This is a genomic window from Pseudomonas sp. DSV-1 (assembly GCF_035830915.1).
Taxonomy (GTDB): domain Bacteria; phylum Pseudomonadota; class Gammaproteobacteria; order Pseudomonadales; family Pseudomonadaceae; genus Aquipseudomonas.
Window position 1 is genome coordinate 566,826 of record NZ_JAYMYG010000001.1, and the last position, 17,920, is coordinate 584,745.

At 54.0% G+C, this 17,920-nt stretch carries 18 protein-coding genes; 9 read left to right on the forward strand and 9 right to left on the reverse strand.

The genetic code is table 11. The annotated features are described in order from the left end of the window. Positions 1 to 8: 8 nt before the first annotated feature. Together dmeF and VSQ83_RS02690 are read right to left on the reverse strand one after the other, a co-directional pair. Entirely contained in the window at positions 9 to 914 is a 906-nt protein-coding gene (gene dmeF, locus VSQ83_RS02685; RefSeq protein ID WP_010655516.1) for a CDF family Co(II)/Ni(II) efflux transporter DmeF, read from the reverse strand. 19 nt (positions 915 to 933) lie between these two features. Further along, entirely contained in the window at positions 934 to 1,209 is a 276-nt protein-coding gene (locus tag VSQ83_RS02690) for a metal/formaldehyde-sensitive transcriptional repressor (RefSeq protein WP_010655517.1), read from the reverse strand. 366 nt (positions 1,210 to 1,575) lie between these two features. Between VSQ83_RS02690 and VSQ83_RS02695 the strand changes: the two genes are divergently transcribed. Beyond that, positions 1,576 to 1,776, forward strand: coding sequence for a heavy-metal-associated domain-containing protein (locus VSQ83_RS02695; protein WP_010655518.1), 201 nt, complete (start codon positions 1,576 to 1,578; stop codon positions 1,774 to 1,776). Between the two features lie 68 nt (positions 1,777 to 1,844). On the opposite strand, the gene flgB is transcribed toward VSQ83_RS02695, so the two are convergent. Beyond that, the gene (gene flgB, locus VSQ83_RS02700; protein ID WP_019824148.1) at positions 1,845 to 2,258 is read right to left on the reverse strand and encodes a flagellar basal body rod protein FlgB; all 414 of its coding nucleotides are present in this window, start codon (positions 2,256 to 2,258) and stop codon (positions 1,845 to 1,847) included. Between the two features lie 379 nt (positions 2,259 to 2,637). Between flgB and VSQ83_RS02705 the strand changes: the two genes are divergently transcribed. The 4 genes from VSQ83_RS02705 to VSQ83_RS02720 all read left to right on the forward strand — a co-directional run bounded on the left by VSQ83_RS02705 (position 2,638) and on the right by VSQ83_RS02720 (position 6,728). Continuing rightward, positions 2,638 to 2,844, forward strand: coding sequence for a co-regulatory protein PtrA N-terminal domain-containing protein (locus VSQ83_RS02705; protein WP_010655520.1), 207 nt, complete (start codon positions 2,638 to 2,640; stop codon positions 2,842 to 2,844). Positions 2,845 to 3,059: 215 nt separating this feature from the next. Next, entirely contained in the window at positions 3,060 to 4,967 is a 1,908-nt protein-coding gene (locus VSQ83_RS02710; protein WP_133076982.1) for a copper resistance system multicopper oxidase, read from the forward strand. A 72-nt stretch (positions 4,968 to 5,039) separates the two neighbouring features. Beyond that, positions 5,040 to 5,972 carry a copper resistance protein B gene (locus tag VSQ83_RS02715; RefSeq protein WP_133077084.1) on the forward strand — a complete coding sequence of 311 codons (933 nt, stop codon included), beginning with the start codon at positions 5,040 to 5,042 and terminating at the stop codon, positions 5,970 to 5,972. A gap of 288 nt (positions 5,973 to 6,260) precedes the next feature. Further along, entirely contained in the window at positions 6,261 to 6,728 is a 468-nt protein-coding gene (locus VSQ83_RS02720; protein ID WP_133076981.1) for a DUF411 domain-containing protein, read from the forward strand. Between the two features lie 412 nt (positions 6,729 to 7,140). On the opposite strand, the gene VSQ83_RS02725 is transcribed toward VSQ83_RS02720, so the two are convergent. The 6 genes from VSQ83_RS02725 to VSQ83_RS02750 all read right to left on the reverse strand — a co-directional run bounded on the left by VSQ83_RS02725 (position 7,141) and on the right by VSQ83_RS02750 (position 14,078). After that, entirely contained in the window at positions 7,141 to 7,473 is a 333-nt protein-coding gene (locus VSQ83_RS02725) for a DUF2790 domain-containing protein (RefSeq protein WP_133076980.1), read from the reverse strand. A 624-nt stretch (positions 7,474 to 8,097) separates the two neighbouring features. Continuing rightward, positions 8,098 to 9,510, reverse strand: coding sequence for a CHAT domain-containing protein (locus VSQ83_RS02730; protein ID WP_010655525.1), 1,413 nt, complete (start codon positions 9,508 to 9,510; stop codon positions 8,098 to 8,100). Between the two features lie 24 nt (positions 9,511 to 9,534). Then, positions 9,535 to 10,155, reverse strand: coding sequence for a hypothetical protein (locus VSQ83_RS02735; protein WP_326425213.1), 621 nt, complete (start codon positions 10,153 to 10,155; stop codon positions 9,535 to 9,537). 523 nt (positions 10,156 to 10,678) lie between these two features. After that, positions 10,679 to 12,124 (reverse strand): aldehyde dehydrogenase family protein, encoded by a 1,446-nt coding sequence (locus VSQ83_RS02740; RefSeq protein ID WP_326425215.1) that lies wholly within the window; start codon positions 12,122 to 12,124, stop codon positions 10,679 to 10,681. 121 nt (positions 12,125 to 12,245) lie between these two features. Further along, positions 12,246 to 13,328, reverse strand: a complete 1,083-nt coding sequence (locus tag VSQ83_RS02745; RefSeq protein WP_133076978.1) for an endonuclease/exonuclease/phosphatase family protein — start codon at positions 13,326 to 13,328, stop codon at positions 12,246 to 12,248. 90 nt (positions 13,329 to 13,418) lie between these two features. Beyond that, positions 13,419 to 14,078: a YciC family protein gene (locus VSQ83_RS02750; protein WP_133076977.1), complete on the reverse strand. Its 660-nt coding sequence runs from the start codon at positions 14,076 to 14,078 to the stop codon at positions 13,419 to 13,421. Between the two features lie 192 nt (positions 14,079 to 14,270). On the opposite strand from VSQ83_RS02750, the gene VSQ83_RS02755 reads away from it, so the two are divergent. The 4 genes from VSQ83_RS02755 (at position 14,271) to VSQ83_RS02770 (ending at position 17,899) form a co-directional block, all read left to right on the forward strand. Further along, complete coding sequence (locus VSQ83_RS02755) at positions 14,271 to 14,747, forward strand: NYN domain-containing protein (protein WP_133076976.1); 477 nt, start codon at positions 14,271 to 14,273, stop codon at positions 14,745 to 14,747. A 27-nt stretch (positions 14,748 to 14,774) separates the two neighbouring features. After that, complete coding sequence (locus VSQ83_RS02760; protein ID WP_133076975.1) at positions 14,775 to 15,386, forward strand: 3'-5' exonuclease; 612 nt, start codon at positions 14,775 to 14,777, stop codon at positions 15,384 to 15,386. A 217-nt stretch (positions 15,387 to 15,603) separates the two neighbouring features. After that, positions 15,604 to 16,494: a drug/metabolite exporter YedA gene (gene yedA, locus VSQ83_RS02765; RefSeq protein WP_133076974.1), complete on the forward strand. Its 891-nt coding sequence runs from the start codon at positions 15,604 to 15,606 to the stop codon at positions 16,492 to 16,494. Positions 16,495 to 16,561: 67 nt separating this feature from the next. Further along, the gene (locus VSQ83_RS02770) at positions 16,562 to 17,899 is read left to right on the forward strand and encodes a DEAD/DEAH box helicase (RefSeq protein WP_133076973.1); all 1,338 of its coding nucleotides are present in this window, start codon (positions 16,562 to 16,564) and stop codon (positions 17,897 to 17,899) included. Positions 17,900 to 17,920: the final 21 nt, after the last annotated feature.

Here is a 17,920-nt window from a genome sequence, read left to right on the forward strand (position 1 = left end):
GCGCTGAATTAGACTGGTCGAAACTCGATCGTCAGATGGCTGACCTCGTGAACCGACTTGAGACGTTCACGAATGCTGTCGGCATTCGCAGTGGCCTCACCAAGGACGCTGACGATTGCCGCATGGGCTTGTGGCCCAATCTGCCAGACGTGCAAGTCCGTAATGGTGGCATCCCCCGGCGTCTCAACCAGTTCACGGATTTCCTCGGCAACATGCGCATCGGTCTGATCCAGCAGTACACCTGCAGTGACCCCCATCAAGGTCCATGCCCACCGCGCAATAACGATGGCACCGACGATGCCCATGACCGGGTCCAGCCACACCCAGCCGAGATAACGGCCGGCGAGCAGTGCCACAATGGCCAGAACCGAAGTCAGCGCGTCCGCGATGACGTGGACGTAGGCCGATTTCAGGTTGTTGTCGCTCCCGTGATGGGCATGGTCATGATCATCATGATCGTGCCCATGGCCCAGCAGCAGGGCGCTGGCAATGTTGACGATCAAACCGGCAATTGCGATGAGCGTAGCGGTGCCGAACTGCACGTCCGTTGGCTGGAAGAGGCGCATGACAGACTCAACGCCAATTCCCAGGGAGACCATGCCGAGAATCAACGCCGAGGCAAACCCGCCTAGGTCTCCAACCTTTCCGGTACCGAAACTGTAGCGCTGGCTGGAAGCGTGGCGTTTTGCATATCCGTAAGCGACGGCCGCGATGCCCAATGCTACGGCATGGGTTGCCATATGAAAGCCATCGGCCAGTAACGCCATTGAGCCAGTTATATAACCGGCGGTGATCTCGCCAACCATCATCACAACGGTAAGTGCCACAACCCAAAGCGTACGCTTGGCATTATCGTCGTGCGCTGAGCCAAGGAACACGTGGTCGTGGGTGTGTTTGATGTCGATACTGCTCATGAGTGATTCCTGACAGCGTTTACTTGGAGTAGCGGCGAATGGCTTCAAGAAGCTCTTCGACGCCCTTACTTCGCTCTTCTTCACTGAGAGCAGGGTTCGCGACATGCTCACGCGCATGCTCCTCGATGATTTCCTCCATCAAGCCGTTCATGGCACCGCGAGTGGCGGCAACAAGGTGCAGTGTTTTGGCGCAATCGAGATCCGATTCCAACGCTCGCTCAACCGCTTGAAGTTGTCCGGCGATACGTTTTACACGCTTGAGAAGATCATCTTTGTTTGCTGCGATATGGCCCATGGGATACCTCTCCTACCTATACGTCGCACATGATAGGCATACCCCCTATACCTATACAAGGTTCGCAGGCGTATGGGGCATTAAAAAACAGTGAGCAGGAAAGAGAGGTTCAAATCTGAGGATGAAGCAGAGGGCCTGGAGTGTTTTCTTCTGGCCGTGCTCTGCCGGCCATGGCCTAGATGCGTACTGGTCGAACTCGATGCAAATCGGGTGGTTAGATCAAATGAAAACGGTTGGTCAAGTCTGTGCTGTCATACATCAATGACACTCACAATTTGAAACAGACAATTATTGACATTGCCATAGTGTCAACCTTGATGCTGTCGGTACGGTGTAAAGAGACCGCTCAGCACGAGAGGAATAATCATGTTCATCTTAGATGTATCAGGCATTGGTTGCGGCGGTTGCGTCAGCAAAATCACTAAAGCAATTCAGTCCTTGGACAACAAAGCTACGATTTCCGTGGATCGGTCCGCCGGAAAGGTGAGTGTTGAAAGTAGCGAAAGCTCAGAGCAAATTCGTAAAGCTGTCGAGGCGTTAGGTTTTCCTTCCCAAATCAGCACTTGAATGCTGACACCTACCCTTGGCCCATAGTCAGCGCCCCTTATGCGGATGGCTCACAAGACCCTGCGCTACTAATCTCCTCGCAGAGCTTTGAGCAAACCTTTGAATGCACCATTCAAACGAGTAAAAGCGGCATCGAAACGTATCCCATTTTCTGTGTATTTTGCGACCTCAACCTGCTGATCGACAGTATTTTGATCGATGGCAGGTTGAACCGGAGTGCTGTAAAGCAAACCGCTTCCGTAAATATCACTTGCTGAATCTTTTCCGGCAATATGTTTTACATTTGGCGTTTTCAAAGAAAACGTATTAGCAAGGTTTTCTCTATTCTGACTTGCAAGCACAGTAGAGAAGTCCATATCTCGAGCTTTGAAGTTCGGCGTATCGGCGTTTGCGATATTATTACTCAGGATTTCAGCTCTTTGACTACGATAAAATAACGCTCTTTCTGATGTGCCAAGTGCTTTCTCAAAGTTAATGCTCACACTCAATCACCCTTGATGGCTCAATTTTTTCCAAGAACAACTAATACTTTGATTTTGCCGCAGTGCATCTAGGTTCATACACGAAGCTCCGGCATAGAAATCTAAAAACGACTTCACCTTGAAAGCACCTAAACCAAATCAATTACCCACCTAAAGCTGAGGCTAAATAAACAGCCGTGCGACTCGAAAAGATCGATACTTTACGTATTGAATAGCGTATTCCTCAAGAGAAATATGCCAACCTGACACAACTGTAATATTCAGCTAAGGCTTCTGACAGGGCATGAGTTTTATAGTCCTATTGAGCCTTAAGCTCTCCCCTAAGAATCATCGTTTGATGTGGATTTAGGGATTACCAATACTCCCAGAGGACACTAAAATGAAATCCATCAAAGCTTTGTTCATCATTGCAGCCCTAACCGTCTCTTCTTTTGCTATGGCTGAAGGCGGTGGTGACCGGACGTTCGCCCGCATGGAAGTAGCTAGGAATAATTCAATGGAATCGTATCAAATAGCCCAACAACAGAGCACCCAGCCCCCGATCGCAGAAAGCAAAGTCAAAGCGATGGGCCACAAGAATTGCTGAATAGCTTACTGCGCATCAAAACTGACAGAAATGTAATCACTGTGATGGTTCAAATGTGGCAATTTCTGAGCTCGCTTGCCGTAAACACTCGTTTTTAGTGACGGCGAGCTAAGCTCATTCGGGCGCATCCCCCCGAGAGAGTTCCTTCAACCTGTTGAGCAACTCATTGGTTGTTTCGCACGGCTTCCCTTTTTCACTGATCGGACGTAAACGGCATGAATTCCAAAACCTCTAGGCGGACATTCGTTAAAGGCCTGGCCGCTGGTGGCGTTCTCGGCGGCCTTGGTCTGTGGCGCACTCCTGTATGGGCAGTGACCAGTCCTGGTCTGCCGAGCATTCTCACCGGTAACGAATTTGATCTGTTTATTGGTGAAATCCCTGTAAATATTACTGGCTCGCCGCGCACAGCCATGACCATCAATGGTTCGTTGCCCGGACCTTTGCTTCGTTGGCGCGAAGGCGAAACGGTCACACTGCGTGTGAAAAACCGCCTAGACCAAGACACGTCGATTCATTGGCACGGGATCATTCTGCCCGCCAATATGGACGGTGTACCGGGGTTGAGTTTCCATGGCATCGCGCCCGACGGGATGTACGAGTACAAATTCAATGTGCATCAAAACGGCACATACTGGTACCACAGCCATTCAGGCTTGCAGGAACAGGCAGGCGTATACGGTCCAATTGTCATCGACTCTAAAGAGCCTGAACCTTTTCAATACGATCGCGACTATGTGGTGATGTTGACTGACTGGACCGATGAAGATCCTAGTCGTGTCATGGCCAAGCTCAAGAAGCAATCGGACTACTACAACCACCACAAACGTACCGTGGGCGACTTTATCGGCGACGTCAGCAAGCAAGGTTGGTCTGCTGCTGTGGCCGACCGCAAGATGTGGGCTGAAATGAAAATGAACCCCACTGATCTCGCAGACGTCAGTGGGGATACTTACACCTATCTCATGAATGGCCAAGCGCCTAACGGTAACTGGACCGGTATTTTCAAGCCGGGCGAGAAGCTGCGCCTGCGCTTTATCAACGGTTCAGCTATGAGCTATTTCGACGTTCGCATCCCTGGTTTGAAAATGACCGTTGTGGCGGCTGACGGTCAACATGTCAAACCAGTCAGCGTCGATGAATTCCGCATCGCCGTGGCAGAAACGTATGACGTGATCGTAGAACCTACCAGCGAAGAGGCTTACACCATCTTTGCCCAGTCCATGGATAGAACCGGTTATGCACGTGGAACCTTGGCAGTTCGCGAAGGTTTGAAAGCACAGGTACCTGCGATCGATCCTCGGCCGCTTTTGACCATGGATGACATGGGTATGGGCGGTATGGAGGGCATGGACCATGGCGGCATGGCTGGTATGGGCGGCGATATGAAGCAAGGTGAAATGTCAGGCATGGCTGGCATGGATCACAGCAAGATGACGGGGATGAACCAAAGCGACATGACCGGCATGGACAGCGGTGACATGTCTAACATGGCCGGCATGGATCACAGCAAGATGGCGGGAATGGACAAAGGCGACACGTCCAATATGGCCGGCATGGACCACAGCCAGATGGCTGGGATGAGCGATATGAGTGGCGAAATGCAGGCCCATCCAGCATCCGAAACCAACAACCCCTTGGTTGATATGCAAGCCATGAGCCCTACGCCAAAGCTAAACGACCCTGGCATAGGTTTGCGGAATAATGGTCGTCGAGTCCTCACCTACTCTGATTTGAGAAGCACTTTCCAAGACCCTGACGGCCGCGAGCCCAATCGCACTATTGAACTTCATCTGACCGGTCACATGGAAAAGTTTTCGTGGTCCTTCAACGGAATCAAATTTTCAGACGCAGAGCCGCTTCGTCTGAAGTATGGGGAGCGTCTTCGGATCACCCTGGTGAATGACACCATGATGACCCATCCCATCCACCTTCACGGCATGTGGAGCGACCTTGAAGACGAAAATGGCAAGTTCATGGTGCGCAAGCACACAATTGACATGCCACCAGGTACTAAGCGCAGTTATCGAGTCACCGCTGATGCCTTAGGTCGCTGGGCCTATCACTGCCACCTACTTTTCCATATGGAAATGGGCATGTTCCGTGAAGTACGGGTTGATGAGTAAAGGAGACGATCTGTGAGCACATACGTAAATCGTAATAAATCGCTGGTGGGTTGCCTCTTTGTCGTTGGTCTGATGGGCGGACTCTCTTCTGTGGTGATGGCAGGAGAAGATAGTAGTGATCATTCATCTACTGCGAAAGCAACTAACAAACCTGCAACTACGGCAAACGAAACTAAGCCCGATCACGGTTCAATGGACCACAGCAAGATGGGGTCTATGGATCACAGTAAGATGAGCATGGACGACGGGGCAATGGAAGGTATGGAAAGCATGGGTGGAGGGGCGACCGCCACGAGTCGAACCTCGATCCCCGTACTTACCGACGCTGACCGTGCAGCCGCCTTTCCAGATGTGGCAGGTCATGGTGTCCACGACAAACAACTCAACTCCTTCATGCTGCTGGATAAGTTTGAGTACCAGGATGCTGATAACGGTAGTGCACTGGCCTGGGATGCAAAAGGATGGATCGGCGGTGACGTTGACCGACTGTGGTTGCGCTCGGAAGGTGAACGTACCAATGGTGTAACGGAAAGCTCTGAACTCTCCGCACTTTGGGGACACGCCATCGGTCCGTGGTGGGATGTCGTCACCGGCGTACGGCAAGATTTCAAGCCCGGGTCGCCACAAACTTGGGGAGCGCTCGGTATACAGGGCATGGCCCTGTATAACTTTGAAGCCGAAGCCACTGCCTACATCGGTGAGAACGGTCAGACCGCTGCTCGATTTGAGGGCGACTACGACATTCTGCTGACCAATCGCCTGATCTTGCAGCCTACAGCCGAAGTAAATTTATACGGGAAAAATGATCCTCAGCGTGGCATTGGGTCTGGATTGGCTAACACCGAAGTGGGGTTGCGATTGCGTTACGAGATTGTTCGCCAATTTGCCCCCTACATTGGAGTTAGCTGGAACCGCTCCTACGGCAAGACGGCCGACCTGGCGAGCGACGAAGGAGAAAGGACCAGCGAGGCTCGATTTGTTGCCGGTATTCGGATGTGGTTCTGAGTGCATGACATGAAAAAACATTGACCTCTACTGGTGTGGTCGCCGCAATAGTAGCTGCCGGTAAGGTGCTCCCTCTGGATATCTTCATGCAGATGCAGCCGAAGAGGTAACCGAAGCAGAAGACCATCATGGCGAGAGACAGCGACTACGGTGAGGTAGCAGCACCTTCTCAGGATGAAAGTACCCAACATACCCATCCTTAGGGTGGCAAGGCTTCACATGACGCGTCTTCAACTCAGACCGCTTAGCCAAAAAATCATACCCATGCTGATGGGAAGGAACATACCCATGCGAAATAACATTTTTCGTCCTGGTCGGGCACTGCGCCTTGCTGCACTCTCGGTTCTGTTTATCAGTTCCGCAGGTCATGCCACAGAATTGCTGACGATCAACGTCCATCGTGACGCTAACTGTGGATGCTGCAAGAAGTGGATGGAGCACCTTGAAGCCAACGGTTTCACCGTCGTTGATCATGTAGAAACCAACATGAGCAGAGTCAAGAAAGACTTGGGTGTTATTCCGCGTCTCTCGTCATGCCACACCGCTATGATCAACGGAAAATTTGTTGAAGGCCATGTACCTGCAGAGCAAATAGTTGCTTTGATCAAACGCGACGACCTTATCGGGATTGCTGTACCTGGCATGCCGACAGGCTCACCTGGCATGGAGGTCGGTGGAAAGAAGGATGCTTATCAGGTAATTGGCCTGAGCAAAACAGGTATTAACCAAGTGATTGCCGAATACCCGGCAAACTAGTTTTCAAACTTTCCTTAATTCTTGCGTGGTCACTGCCCTTGATCATGCAAGTGACGGAGTGCTTACTCTAATGAGCTATCAAAATTGAGACGGACTCCTCACTGGCTATAACCACCCACCTGTAAGTTGGCAAAAAGTTATTAAGCATTTGTAGTCGTATGGGTGACACACCATAAAAAAGGCGCCACTAGGGCGCCTAAACCATCTCCACAACCAAAGGAGAAACACAGAGATGGGGTGTATCTGGTAAGCGAACATTTGTTGCTAGCTAGTGTTCGTTAATGGAGTGGCAGTGGTTACTCAACAATAAATCGAACCTAATCCAAATAAGATTCGAAAATGTCTGCACTCGTCGTTACTTGGCAACCATTAAGCACATGCGCTCCAGAGAACCTACCATGGCTACCTTAGTCTATCCTCCGCGTGGGCAGTTAGTACCCATAACCCTGTACTCTACAGTGTTGAGCTTGCCAGCCGAATCTTCAAAGGTCATACGCGAAGGCGCAACAGCACAGTTTATATTAGCTTGCGTCATACTGACGACCTTATGAATATCTAGGTCCATACCATATTTATAATGAACAATTTCAGGGTTAGACTTCCCGTTTTTCAAGGCGTACTGCTCCATCGCCTGTTGGTTTTCTTGCATCATCCGACCGTAAACGCGATCACCACCTCCTTCAGCTATTGCCAAAGACGACAAGGCCAATATTGAAATGGTAAAAAATGCTTTAAATACTTTCATGATTGTCTCCTAGTGCTGACTTACTTCTGACTAGAGAATAACCAATGATACCTTTCAGAATGCTGCCGCGAATATTACTTATGTGTCAGGTATTGTGAGCCCGGCTCCTGGCTTGCAAGGTGTCTAGAGAATCCGGGGCGATTCAGACAGTTGCTACCGCACCGGTGGGTAGAGCTCCATCGCATTGATCAAATGGGCGTAACCCACTAGATTTCCCATTTTTTCCCCTGTCGCTGGCTAGATTTTCTTAACCGCGCCAAGATTTTCTTAAAATGTGCGCCGAACACTCAGAAAATATTAACCGAAAATGGCCGCGCAACCACTATTTTGGGGCTTTCCGCTTATTGGCGGTAAGCGTCCCGCAATCACATCTTACCGCATTGCGCTTTCTGGACGACCTGGGCTTTGAACGTTTTGGGATAAGAGCTACGTTGGCGCATGGAAATCCTAGCGATAAGGGTGATTGCGTTCGCTTAAAAATACGCGGACACAATCGCCCTTAATGCTGGAGTTCGGTAGGTGAGTTCGCCGGACGGTTACTGCTATGGGGCATCTCAGCCAGAACGCAGTCACTGAGTGCGAGCTACCCAACTGAGCTGGGAGTTGAACTGCTGAAAAGCACGGTTATTGGTAGAAGGCTGCCGACCCGTAGAACTCAAGTGGAGTATAATCTTCCTCTTTCCTTCGAAGCTGACGGATTAAATCAAATTCTCTTCCAGTTTTGGAGGCAAGGTCGTCTGCGATCTCTAATGTAGACCTCCTAATTGCAAGCATCGCCATCTTATAGGCGTCGAAATAAGAGTTCCCAGCCGCCAAATTGAAAGCTAGATAAGCTCCGAACGCTGCTGCTGGATAACCCATGACAGGCCATAGATGGGAAATTGTCGCTTGATCTGCGCTCGCTAAACCTGGGGCTATACCGATTTTTGGTAGAAAACCGCGTTCCTCAAATCGCGCTCCGTCACAAATGTTTAGAAATGCTAATCGCCGTTTATCCATGACTGGAGCCTGCTCCCATAGATCCTCAAGCGAAACGGATAAATTATCCCCGATGTGCATTTTCACATGTTTAGGAGACCAGTGATCAAACTCGCCGTGGGATGCGACCCAAATAATATCGTACTTAGGGTCTTTATAAGCGTCGATGAAGCTTTGTTGCGTGGCTTCGGTGAAGCAGACCACTTTTACGGTGGCTCCGGCAGATTCAAAGATGTGCTTAATTACTTCGGCCTCAAGTTCTTCTGTAAGACTTCCGCCACCACACCAAATCAAAACATTTTGCGGTTTTCTGTCAGATTTTGGAGTGGATAACGATGAGGTTAGCGGCCATGTTTCACCCCGCACTTTGAGCTGTATCGCTTGCAGCGGGGTACACTCAGTATCAAGAATCAACTGGTATAAAGGTTTGGCGTTGAACGGAAATGGAGAAAAGCAATAGCTTCTAGTTAGGGCTGTTTCGTATTCTGTAGAATTCCCATACTTAGGGATTCCTATTCTATTTGGAATTGTTAGACCAGAGTTGTCGGAATAAGCGATGGTTTTTGCCACGCCTAAAAAATGGTTGCTCGATTGTACCAGTTGCTCGATAAAGGTCTGAGTATCACGCTCAATGAATATTTTCTCGTCGCCTAAAGCTGCGAGATAGCCATGCTCACCGAACGGAATAGATATGTACAGATCTTGTGCATTGATATTGGAATTGGCTGTCAGTAACTGGTGCCACAGCAGTAAACCGTCAAGCGTGACGTGGGTTTTACCGGCGTTCAAGCTGTTGACGACAAACGGCAAAATTGAGCCGCTCCGCATTGCTGCATCACGAAAGAAATTAATTCCGTCAAGCTTTGACTTATAGAAACCTTGGACAAGGTTTATCTTTCTGAGAAGTGCGGATGGGTCTCCATCCTTATTGCCTGCATAGATAGTGGCTAGCAGTTGCAGCTTATGCGGCTCAGCGAGGTTTTCATTGAAGTCGGCGAGTGCCTTTGCTGCCCACTCATGCGATGCTTTGCTTGAGAACGCACTTGCTGTAGTAGACAAGGTGTAATAATGAACGGCACGGACTTAATCTGGTAGAGTATTTTTGCCAGCGACAGACTCTAGGTATGGAACGAAAGTCTTGGCCAAGTCAGGCGCTTCTTTTGCTGCCCAGCATGCCATTTGACTTCCAAGATTTGCTTCGTCAATGTAAATGTATTCCGCAGGCAGATTCATCGTGTCTGTAAAAGTCGATGCGGCGAAGGGCCATAGCTCGCGTGCTATATTGTTCATGGCTGTTCGCTCGCGAGCGTAGTAGTAGAAGGCGCTGAAAAATTTCACCATCACCGGCACAAACCCTGGCCAGTTTCTTACCACCGCTGATGAATAGAAGTCAAAGATTCTCCCCAGATGTAAATTTTTTGAGTGACTGTCTCTGGTGTCTTCTGATAACGCCCATCCAATCCAGCTCCCCATATCAGTTAGTTCATATATACGGTATGACGTGTGAAGTGTTTCGGTAGCAAAAATGAACTGGTAATAGTGGGACAATAGTCTGTCTTCGGCAGGGGCACTATTTTGCTGATCAATTATAAGGCAGATTATGCGTCGGACTTCTGCATGCGAGATGGATGAAGCTAAAGTGGCGTCACGGAAAACTTTGTCAAAGTGCTCATGCAGAATCGCTAGGCTTTGTTCGAGGTTCAATACATTGCTTCCTTCTAGTCTGCATTGATCAATTTATGTATCCGTTGGCCTCAGTCGGACTGCTCCTCTCTATGGGCACTGTCAATGTCGAGCGCCTAAACTGGCTGTGGATGTTTTGGCCGCTGTCAATCCTACCTGCAATCGGCAGGATTTATGTCAACCTTTGCCCCAATCATTGACAGTCAATCCAGTTCTGTAAGTATCGGGCGGTAGCCCCGGTTTCGCGGGGGATTTCGGTGTCAATGGTGATTGGACATAGGTGATACCATGCACTACTGGCCCGATGATCCGTTGGTGGCCGAAGCCACGGCCCGGATCAAACCGCGTAAAGCCTAGCGCAACTACCTGTAGTCGCTGCCGAGGAACGAAGGCGGCGTCCGCGTGGTGCGGCACTCCGACGAAGCCGTCGTAAAAACAGGCGGCGCGGTATTTCAGTTAGATCGCGCATTCAGGATTTACGATCGCTTCGCAATCGGACGCAGCCTTCGTTCCTCGTCAGCGACTACAGTGCAGGATCAGCGTATCAAGACCCGATGTAGCTGGTTTTGACCACGGTGTAGAACTCCTGCGCATAACGGCCCTGTTCGCGGGAGCCATAGGACGAGCCTTTGCGCCCGCCAAACGGCACGTGGTAATCAACACCTGCCGTCGGCAGATTGACCATCACCATCCCGGCCTGGGAGTGACGCTTGAAGTGATTGGCATATTTGAGCGAGGTGGTCGCGATACCCGCCGACAGGCCGAACTCGGTGTCATTGGCCATCGCCAGGGCCGCTTCGTAGTCTGCGACCTTGATGATGTTGGCCACCGGGCCGAAGACTTCTTCGCGGCTGATGCGCATGTTGGCCGTGCTGTCGGCAAACAGGGCAGGGGCGAGGAAATACCCCTCGGTGTCGCACGTCACCAGACTGCCACCGGCGACCAGTCGGGCGCCTTCGTTCCGGGCAATATCGATGTAGCCAAGGTCCTGGTCCAACTGGGCGCGGGACACGACCGGGCCGATATCGATGCCCGACTGCAAGGCATGTCCAACCTTGATCGAGCGCATGCGTTCGGCCATGGCCTCGACGAACTTGTCGTGAATCCCGGCCGTGACAATCAGGCGGCTTGACGCGGTGCAACGCTGGCCAGTGGAGTAAAACGCGCTCTGCACGGCCAGCTCGACGGCTTGTTTGAGATCGGCATCGTCAAGAATGACCTGCGGGTTCTTGCCGCCCATTTCCAACTGGACTTTGGCCTGACGCGAAACACAGTTGATCGCGATCTGGCGTCCCACGCCCACGGAGCCGGTGAAGCTGACCCCGTCCACTTTCGGGTTGCTGACGATGGCTTCACCCACCACCCGGCCACTGCCCATCACCAGGTTGAACACGCCCGCCGGGAAGCCCGCGCGGGAGATGATCTCGGCCAGCGCCCAGGCACAGCCCGGTACCAGATCGGCGGGTTTGAACACCACGCAGTTGCCATAGGCCAGGGCCGGGGCAATTTTCCAGGCAGGGATGGCAATGGGGAAGTTCCACGGGGTGATCAAGCCGACCACGCCCAGGGCTTCACGGGTGACTTCCACATGCACGCCCGGGCGCACCGAGGGCAGGTAGTCGCCCGACAGGCGCAGGCATTCACCGGCGAAAAACTTGAAGATATTACCGGCGCGGCTGACTTCACCGATCGCTTCAGGCAGGGTCTTGCCCTCTTCACGGGCCAGCAGGTTGCCCAGCTCTTCCTTGCGCGCGAGGATTTCGCTGCCGACCTTGTCCAGTGCGTCGCTGCGCGCCTGAATACCTGACGTCGACCAGGCCGGGAACGCTGTGCGGGCAGCATCGATGGCGGCCTGAACCTGGGTGACATCTGCCTGGGCATATTCGCCAATCACATCGGACAGGTCAGATGGATTGATGTTTGAGCTGTAGGCGGGGGCTGCGACCCACTCGCCAGCAATGTAATTGTCGAAACGCTTTGAATCAGTCATGAAGTTTCTCCACACGCGGGACAACCGTTGAGTGCCTGTAGTTATACGTCATCGTACAACTACAGGCAAAGCAATCAGCACTTCACTCTGGATGGCAGGTCACGACGAGGGCGATCCTGATTCAGTCCGCAGGCAACAAAAACCGCCCCAGCACCGGCAAGTGGTCCGAGATGGTCAAGGTGTCTTCCTGGCGAACGTAGCCTTCAATGCGCTGCAGCTTTGGGCTGTGGAAGAGGTAGTCGAGGGTGCGGTCGGGTTCTTCGACACGGGGGTCGTTGGGGAAGTGCGTCAGCCACAGTTCGCGGTCGATGCCGGTGGCTTCGGGGTTGCTGGGGATCATCGGGTATTTTTCCCACAGCAGGTGCAACTCGCTGTCCGCTGAGTAGCCCAGCCGCAGAGGGGCGGGCAGACGCAAGAACTGGCCTATGGGCAGCAGGTTGAAATCCCCCCCGATCAACCAGGGCGTGCCCTGGCTTTCGAGCTTGTCGACCAGGGTGGCGACGGTCTGCATCTGTGCGCGAAGGTTGCTGTTGTCGTGCGAAGGGGGATCCAGTTGAGTGTTGATCGCAGCCAGTTGCCCGCCGTCGTTGAGCGGCAGGTAGTTGACCAGCAATGCAGGTTTGGGCTGGAACTGGCGGCTGATGACGTTGGCGTCGGCCACGGGCAATTGCAAGCGCTCGGCGTGTTCGATCTGGAAGCGACTGAGGGTCACGAGGGTACGCCCGACGCTGCCGAAAATATGCCAGTCGGGCACAAAGTCGGCTTTCCAGGTAAACGCCTGGGTACTGCAGGGGTAAATATCGATCAGGCGCTCTTGCAGCAGGGCCAGTTGATCCTGGTAGCCACTGGCCTTGGCGTTGTCATCGACCTCTTGCAGCAGCACCAGATCAGGGCGTTCGTCACGAATGACCCGCGACACTTCATCCAGGCTGTACGCCATGTCATCACGGGTAGGGCGTGTATCGGGGCCGCTGTCGTCTTCCAGGTTGTACCAGAACACATAACGCTTGCCGGCCAGGTACTGGATGTTCCACGTCATGACCTTGAGTGCCTGGCCGGGCATCAGGACGGGAGCCGTGATCGGGCAACTGTAGGTCAGCACCTCCCTGGGATCGGGTCGCCATGTCACGCTATAAATCAGGCATGCCAGCAATGCTGATATCAGCAGCAGACCAAATACGGTGCGGCGCAAGAAACGTGGCATGGGCTCGGCTTATGACGTTACAGGGAGTGTCCGAACATACCCGACGGCAGTGGGCCACTCCAAGGCTCTTTTTGTAGGAGCTGATTGTTTTTATTGGTCAGATTTTTCGCTAATTAACATAAATAAACGGAACAGGACTACAGAGACAAATAACTGCAAAAAGCTGTTCGCACTGTCGAGTGTCAGCGATAGCAGTGTGTTGTCGTCCTTGGAAAACAGTGAGTAGCTCAGTTCCTTGAGCAGCATCAGGGGCCCCAGAACAGCCAGGATGCAGACAAAGATCCGCCAGAAATGGCCACGGGTCAGGGTGAAGCTCGACTTCATGGCTGCCAGCGGAGCATCACCGCGCAATACCAGCCGGTACTCGGCAAATGCCAGCACGACGGTCAGGAAAATGCCCGGAATAAAAAACATCGACAGCCCCAGCACGATCAGCAATGTGCTGATTGCCGAGAGCAGGGCGAACTTGGGCCACAGATTGATGGCCAGTGCCAGCAGGTCGCGGTTGCGCGGGCTTTCGCCCCGGCTGCGGGCATCGAGAAACAGGATCAGGGCGCCGGTGTACAGCGGATAGAGCAGCAGCCCGACAATCAGGCTGTAGCCGGGCGACGGATCCGGGCCCACGGCGTTGTCAACGATGTGCTGCAACACGGCTTCAAGGATGACCAGCGGCAAGCACAGCATCACGATCTGGCTCAGATTGCGCTGGAAGAAGTACAGGGAGTCGCGAATAACGGTCAGCGGATTCATTGGCAGTTGTCAGCAGTCAAAAGCGGTGCGCCACTTTAACCGATGAGGGGTCGATATGAGCAAATGTTAACGCGGCTGAAAGTCAGCGGGTTCACGCCGGGCGGTTTATCCGCGCAAACCCCTGGCAGGCTGGCATACTGCGAGCTTGTTTTCAGTCGCGGCCCGCTTGCCCGGGCGTCATGAGGTTTGCCGGTGAAAAAAATTGCGGTCTTCGCGGATGTGCAGAACCTCTATTACACGGTCCGCCAGGCCTATGGCTGCCATTTCAATTACGCGGCCCTGTGGGCAGATATCACCAAACGCGGTGAAATCGTCGAGGCCTACGCCTATGCGATCGACCGGGGTGACAGCAAGCAGCAGCAGTTTCAACAGATCCTGCGCAACCTCGGCTTCACGGTAAAACTCAAACCCTACATCCAGCGCAGCGACGGCTCGGCCAAGGGCGACTGGGACGTAGGCATCACCATCGACATCATGGACGTTGCCGCCCATGTGGATGAAGTGGTGCTGGCTTCGGGTGACGGCGATTTCGACCTGTTGCTCGAACGCATTGCCAGCAAGCACGGCGTCGAAACCGTGGCTTATGGCGTGCCCGGCCTGACCGCCAACTCATTGATTCGCGCCGCCAGCCGCTACGTGCCGATTGAAGGCAATTTGTTGCTTAAGTAACCCTCACTTTTACAGGATTGATCAGGTTTGGAACGCATCGCGGTTATTGACTTTGAAACCACCGGCATCTCACCGAGCAGCAGTTGCCGGGCCACCGAAATTGCCGTGGTGATTCTTGAGCGCGGTCGCATTGTCGAACGTTACCAAAGCCTGATGAACGCGGGCGTACGCGTCCCGGGTTTTATCGAGCAATTGACCGGCATCAGCAATGCCATGCTGCGCACTGCGCCGTCGGCCGAACAGGTGATGAACGAGGTTAACGAGTTCGTTGGCATCACACCGTTGCTGGCCCATAACGCCGCCTTTGACCAAAAATTCTGGGATTTTGAAATGGGCCGCATCAAGCGCACCCGTTTGCAGAATTTCGCCTGCTCCTTGTTGCTGGCGCGACGCTTGATGCCGGCTGCGCCCAATCACAAGCTGGGGACCCTGACCACCTTTGCCGACTTGCCCCATACCGGCCAGGCTCACCGGGCCATGGCCGATGCTGAAATGGCGGCCAACCTGACGGCCTATCTGGCTGAACAACTGCGCCAGAAGCATGGGTTGAAAGAGCTCAGTCACGACCTGCTGTGTGGTTTGCAAAAAGTCCCGGCAGCGAAGGTCAACGAACATCTGAAGCGCTATCGCGGGTTTTAAACGGTGGGAGCGGGCTTGCTCGCGATGGCATCGCCACGGGGTGTCAGTTTGATCGCGTTGCCAGCCTCGCAGGCAAGCCAATCTCCCACGGGTTTTGTGTTGCTCCCTCAGGCAGGCATAAAAGTGTACGGTCACTTTTGGTGCGTTCTGTTACTTATTATTACGCACTCCCTTGTCTAAACTCCCCAGTCCCCTGCCTCTGCCCTTGAGCTGCCCCATGCCTGCCGCGCGTCGTTTTCCGCTACAACTGATTGGTGCTTTTTTTGCCTTGTACGTGATTTGGGGCTCGACCTACCTGGCCATTCGCATCGGCATTGAGTCCTGGCCTCCCTTGATGATGGCCGGGGTGCGGTTTCTGATAGCGGGCAGTTTGATGTACGCCTTCATGCGCTGGAGGGGCGCGCCTGCACCGACAGCGGTGCAATGGCGTTCGGCTGCCATGATCGGCTTTCTGCTGCTGGCCTGCGGCAATGGTGGCGTGACCCTGGCCGAGCACTCGGGGGTAGCGTCTGGCGTCGCCGCGCTGGCCGTGGCCACCGTGCCGTTGTTTACCTTGCTGTTCGGCTACTTCTGGGGCGCACGCAACACCCGCCTGGAATGGGCGGGTATCGCCCTGGGGCTGGTGGGCATCGGCATGCTCAACCTGGGCTCCAACCTGCAAGCCAGCCCGATGGGCGCGGCAATGGTGATTTTTGCCGCCGCTGCCTGGGCGTTTGGTTCGGTCTGGAGCCGGCACCTGCCGCTGCCCCCCGGGCCAATGGCCAGCGCCGCTGAAATGCTCACTGCGGGTGCGGTACTGCTGGTGGGCAGCCTGGTCAGCGGCGAGCGCATGACCCAAATGCCGACGGCCGCAGGCTGGGGCGCTTTGCTGTATCTGGTGTTCTTTGGCTCGATCATCGCCTTCAGCGCTTATATGTACCTGCTCAAAAATGTGCGCCCGGCCGCAGCCACCAGCTACGCCTACGTCAACCCGGCCGTGGCAGTGATGCTGGGGATCGCCTTTGCGGGTGAGACCATTGGTTTTGAAGAGTGCCTGGCCATGGCCGTGATCATCAGCGCCGTGGTGTTGATCGGGTTGCCGCAGTGGCGCAAGCAGAAACCCGTGTGAATTAGGGTAAACTGCGCGCCATTGCAACGTATGCACCCCTGCGCAGACCTTTTTCGACGGTATCCCCATGACATTCGCCACCCTTGGCCTGATCGAACCCCTGCTGCGCGCCCTTGAGACGCTCGGCTACAAGACCCCAACCCCGGTTCAGGCCCAAGCGATCCCCGCAGTACTGGCTGGCCGCGACCTGATGGCTGCTGCCCAGACCGGCACCGGCAAAACCGGCGGTTTCGCCCTGCCGTTGTTGCAGTCGCTGACGATGGAAGGCCCGAAAGTCGCCAGCAACTCGGTGCGTGCACTGGTGCTGGTGCCGACCCGTGAACTGGCCGAACAGGTTCACGAGAGCATTCGCCAGTACGCCGAGCACCTGCCGTTGAGCACCTACGCGGTGTACGGTGGCGTCAGCATCAACCCGCAAATGATGAAAATGCGTAAAGGCGTTGATGTACTGGTTGCCACCCCTGGCCGTCTGCTGGACCTGTATCGCCAGAAGGCGATCAAGTTCAACCAGCTGCAAACCCTGATTCTCGACGAAGCGGATCGCATGCTCGATCTGGGCTTCAGTGAAGAGCTGCGCGACATCTACCGCGCCTTGCCGAAAAAGCGCCAGACCCTGCTGTTTTCGGCCACCTTTTCTGACGCGATTCGCCTGTTGGCCGAGCAGATGCTCGACAACCCGCTGAGCATCGAAGTCAGCCCGCGTAACGTGGCGGCCAGCAGCGTCAAGCAATGGGTTATCCCGGTCGATAAAAAGCGCAAGGCAGAGCTGTTTTTGCACTTGCTGCGCACCCAGCACTGGAAGCAGGTACTGGTGTTCGCCAAAACCCGCAACGGTGTGGATGAACTGGTGGGCAAGCTGCAAGCGTTGGGGATCAACGCTGACGGCATCCACGGCGACAAGCCGCAGGCCACGCGTCAACGGGCGCTGGACCGCTTCAAGGCCAGCGAAGTGCAAATCCTGGTGGCCACCGATGTCGCCGCACGCGGTCTGGACATCGAAGACCTGCCGCTGGTAGTCAACTTCGACTTGCCAATCGTGGCCGAAGACTACATTCACCGCATTGGTCGTACCGGTCGCGCCGGGCAGAAGGGCGAAGCCATTTCGCTGGTCTGTGCTGACGAAGTGAACATGCTGTCGGCGATCGAGATGCTGACCCGCCAGACCTTGAAGCGCCACGAAGAGCAAGACTTCGAGCCGGAGCACCGTGTGCCCGAGACGGATGCTTCGGGTCAGGTGGTCAAAAAGCCGAAGAAGCCGAAAAAGCCGAAAACCTCGGGCGGTGGCGGCAAGCGCAACCTGGGCAAATGGGTGGACAGCGGCGAAGCAGCACCGGCCGAGCCATCGGTCAAGCCTGTGCGTAAAGTGCCTGTGTTCAACACCGGCCCGCGCAAGCGCAAGCCTTAAGCACCCTGAACCTGTGGGAGC

Bases quoted from the DNA above. Each gene is read 5' to 3' on its own strand.
- VSQ83_RS02705 (WP_010655520.1), top strand. From the start codon at position 2,638: ATGAAATCCATCAAAGCTTTGTTCATCATTGCAGCCCTAACCGTCTCT.
- VSQ83_RS02720 (WP_133076981.1), top strand. From the start codon at position 6,261: ATGCGAAATAACATTTTTCGTCCTGGTCGGGCACTGCGCCTTGCTGCA.
- VSQ83_RS02770 (WP_133076973.1), top strand. From the start codon at position 16,562: ATGACATTCGCCACCCTTGGCCTGATCGAACCCCTGCTGCGCGCCCTT.
- dmeF (WP_010655516.1), bottom strand. From the start codon at position 914: ATGAGCAGTATCGACATCAAACACACCCACGACCACGTGTTCCTTGGC.
- VSQ83_RS02690 (WP_010655517.1), bottom strand. From the start codon at position 1,209: ATGGGCCATATCGCAGCAAACAAAGATGATCTTCTCAAGCGTGTAAAA.
- VSQ83_RS02710 (WP_133076982.1), top strand. From the start codon at position 3,060: ATGAATTCCAAAACCTCTAGGCGGACATTCGTTAAAGGCCTGGCCGCT.
- VSQ83_RS02740 (WP_326425215.1), bottom strand. From the start codon at position 12,124: ATGACTGATTCAAAGCGTTTCGACAATTACATTGCTGGCGAGTGGGTC.
- VSQ83_RS02750 (WP_133076977.1), bottom strand. From the start codon at position 14,078: ATGAATCCGCTGACCGTTATTCGCGACTCCCTGTACTTCTTCCAGCGC.
- yedA (WP_133076974.1), top strand. From the start codon at position 15,604: ATGCCTGCCGCGCGTCGTTTTCCGCTACAACTGATTGGTGCTTTTTTT.
- VSQ83_RS02695 (WP_010655518.1), top strand. From the start codon at position 1,576: ATGTTCATCTTAGATGTATCAGGCATTGGTTGCGGCGGTTGCGTCAGC.
- VSQ83_RS02745 (WP_133076978.1), bottom strand. From the start codon at position 13,328: ATGCCACGTTTCTTGCGCCGCACCGTATTTGGTCTGCTGCTGATATCA.
- VSQ83_RS02715 (WP_133077084.1), top strand. From the start codon at position 5,040: ATGGGCGGACTCTCTTCTGTGGTGATGGCAGGAGAAGATAGTAGTGAT.
- VSQ83_RS02725 (WP_133076980.1), bottom strand. From the start codon at position 7,473: ATGAAAGTATTTAAAGCATTTTTTACCATTTCAATATTGGCCTTGTCG.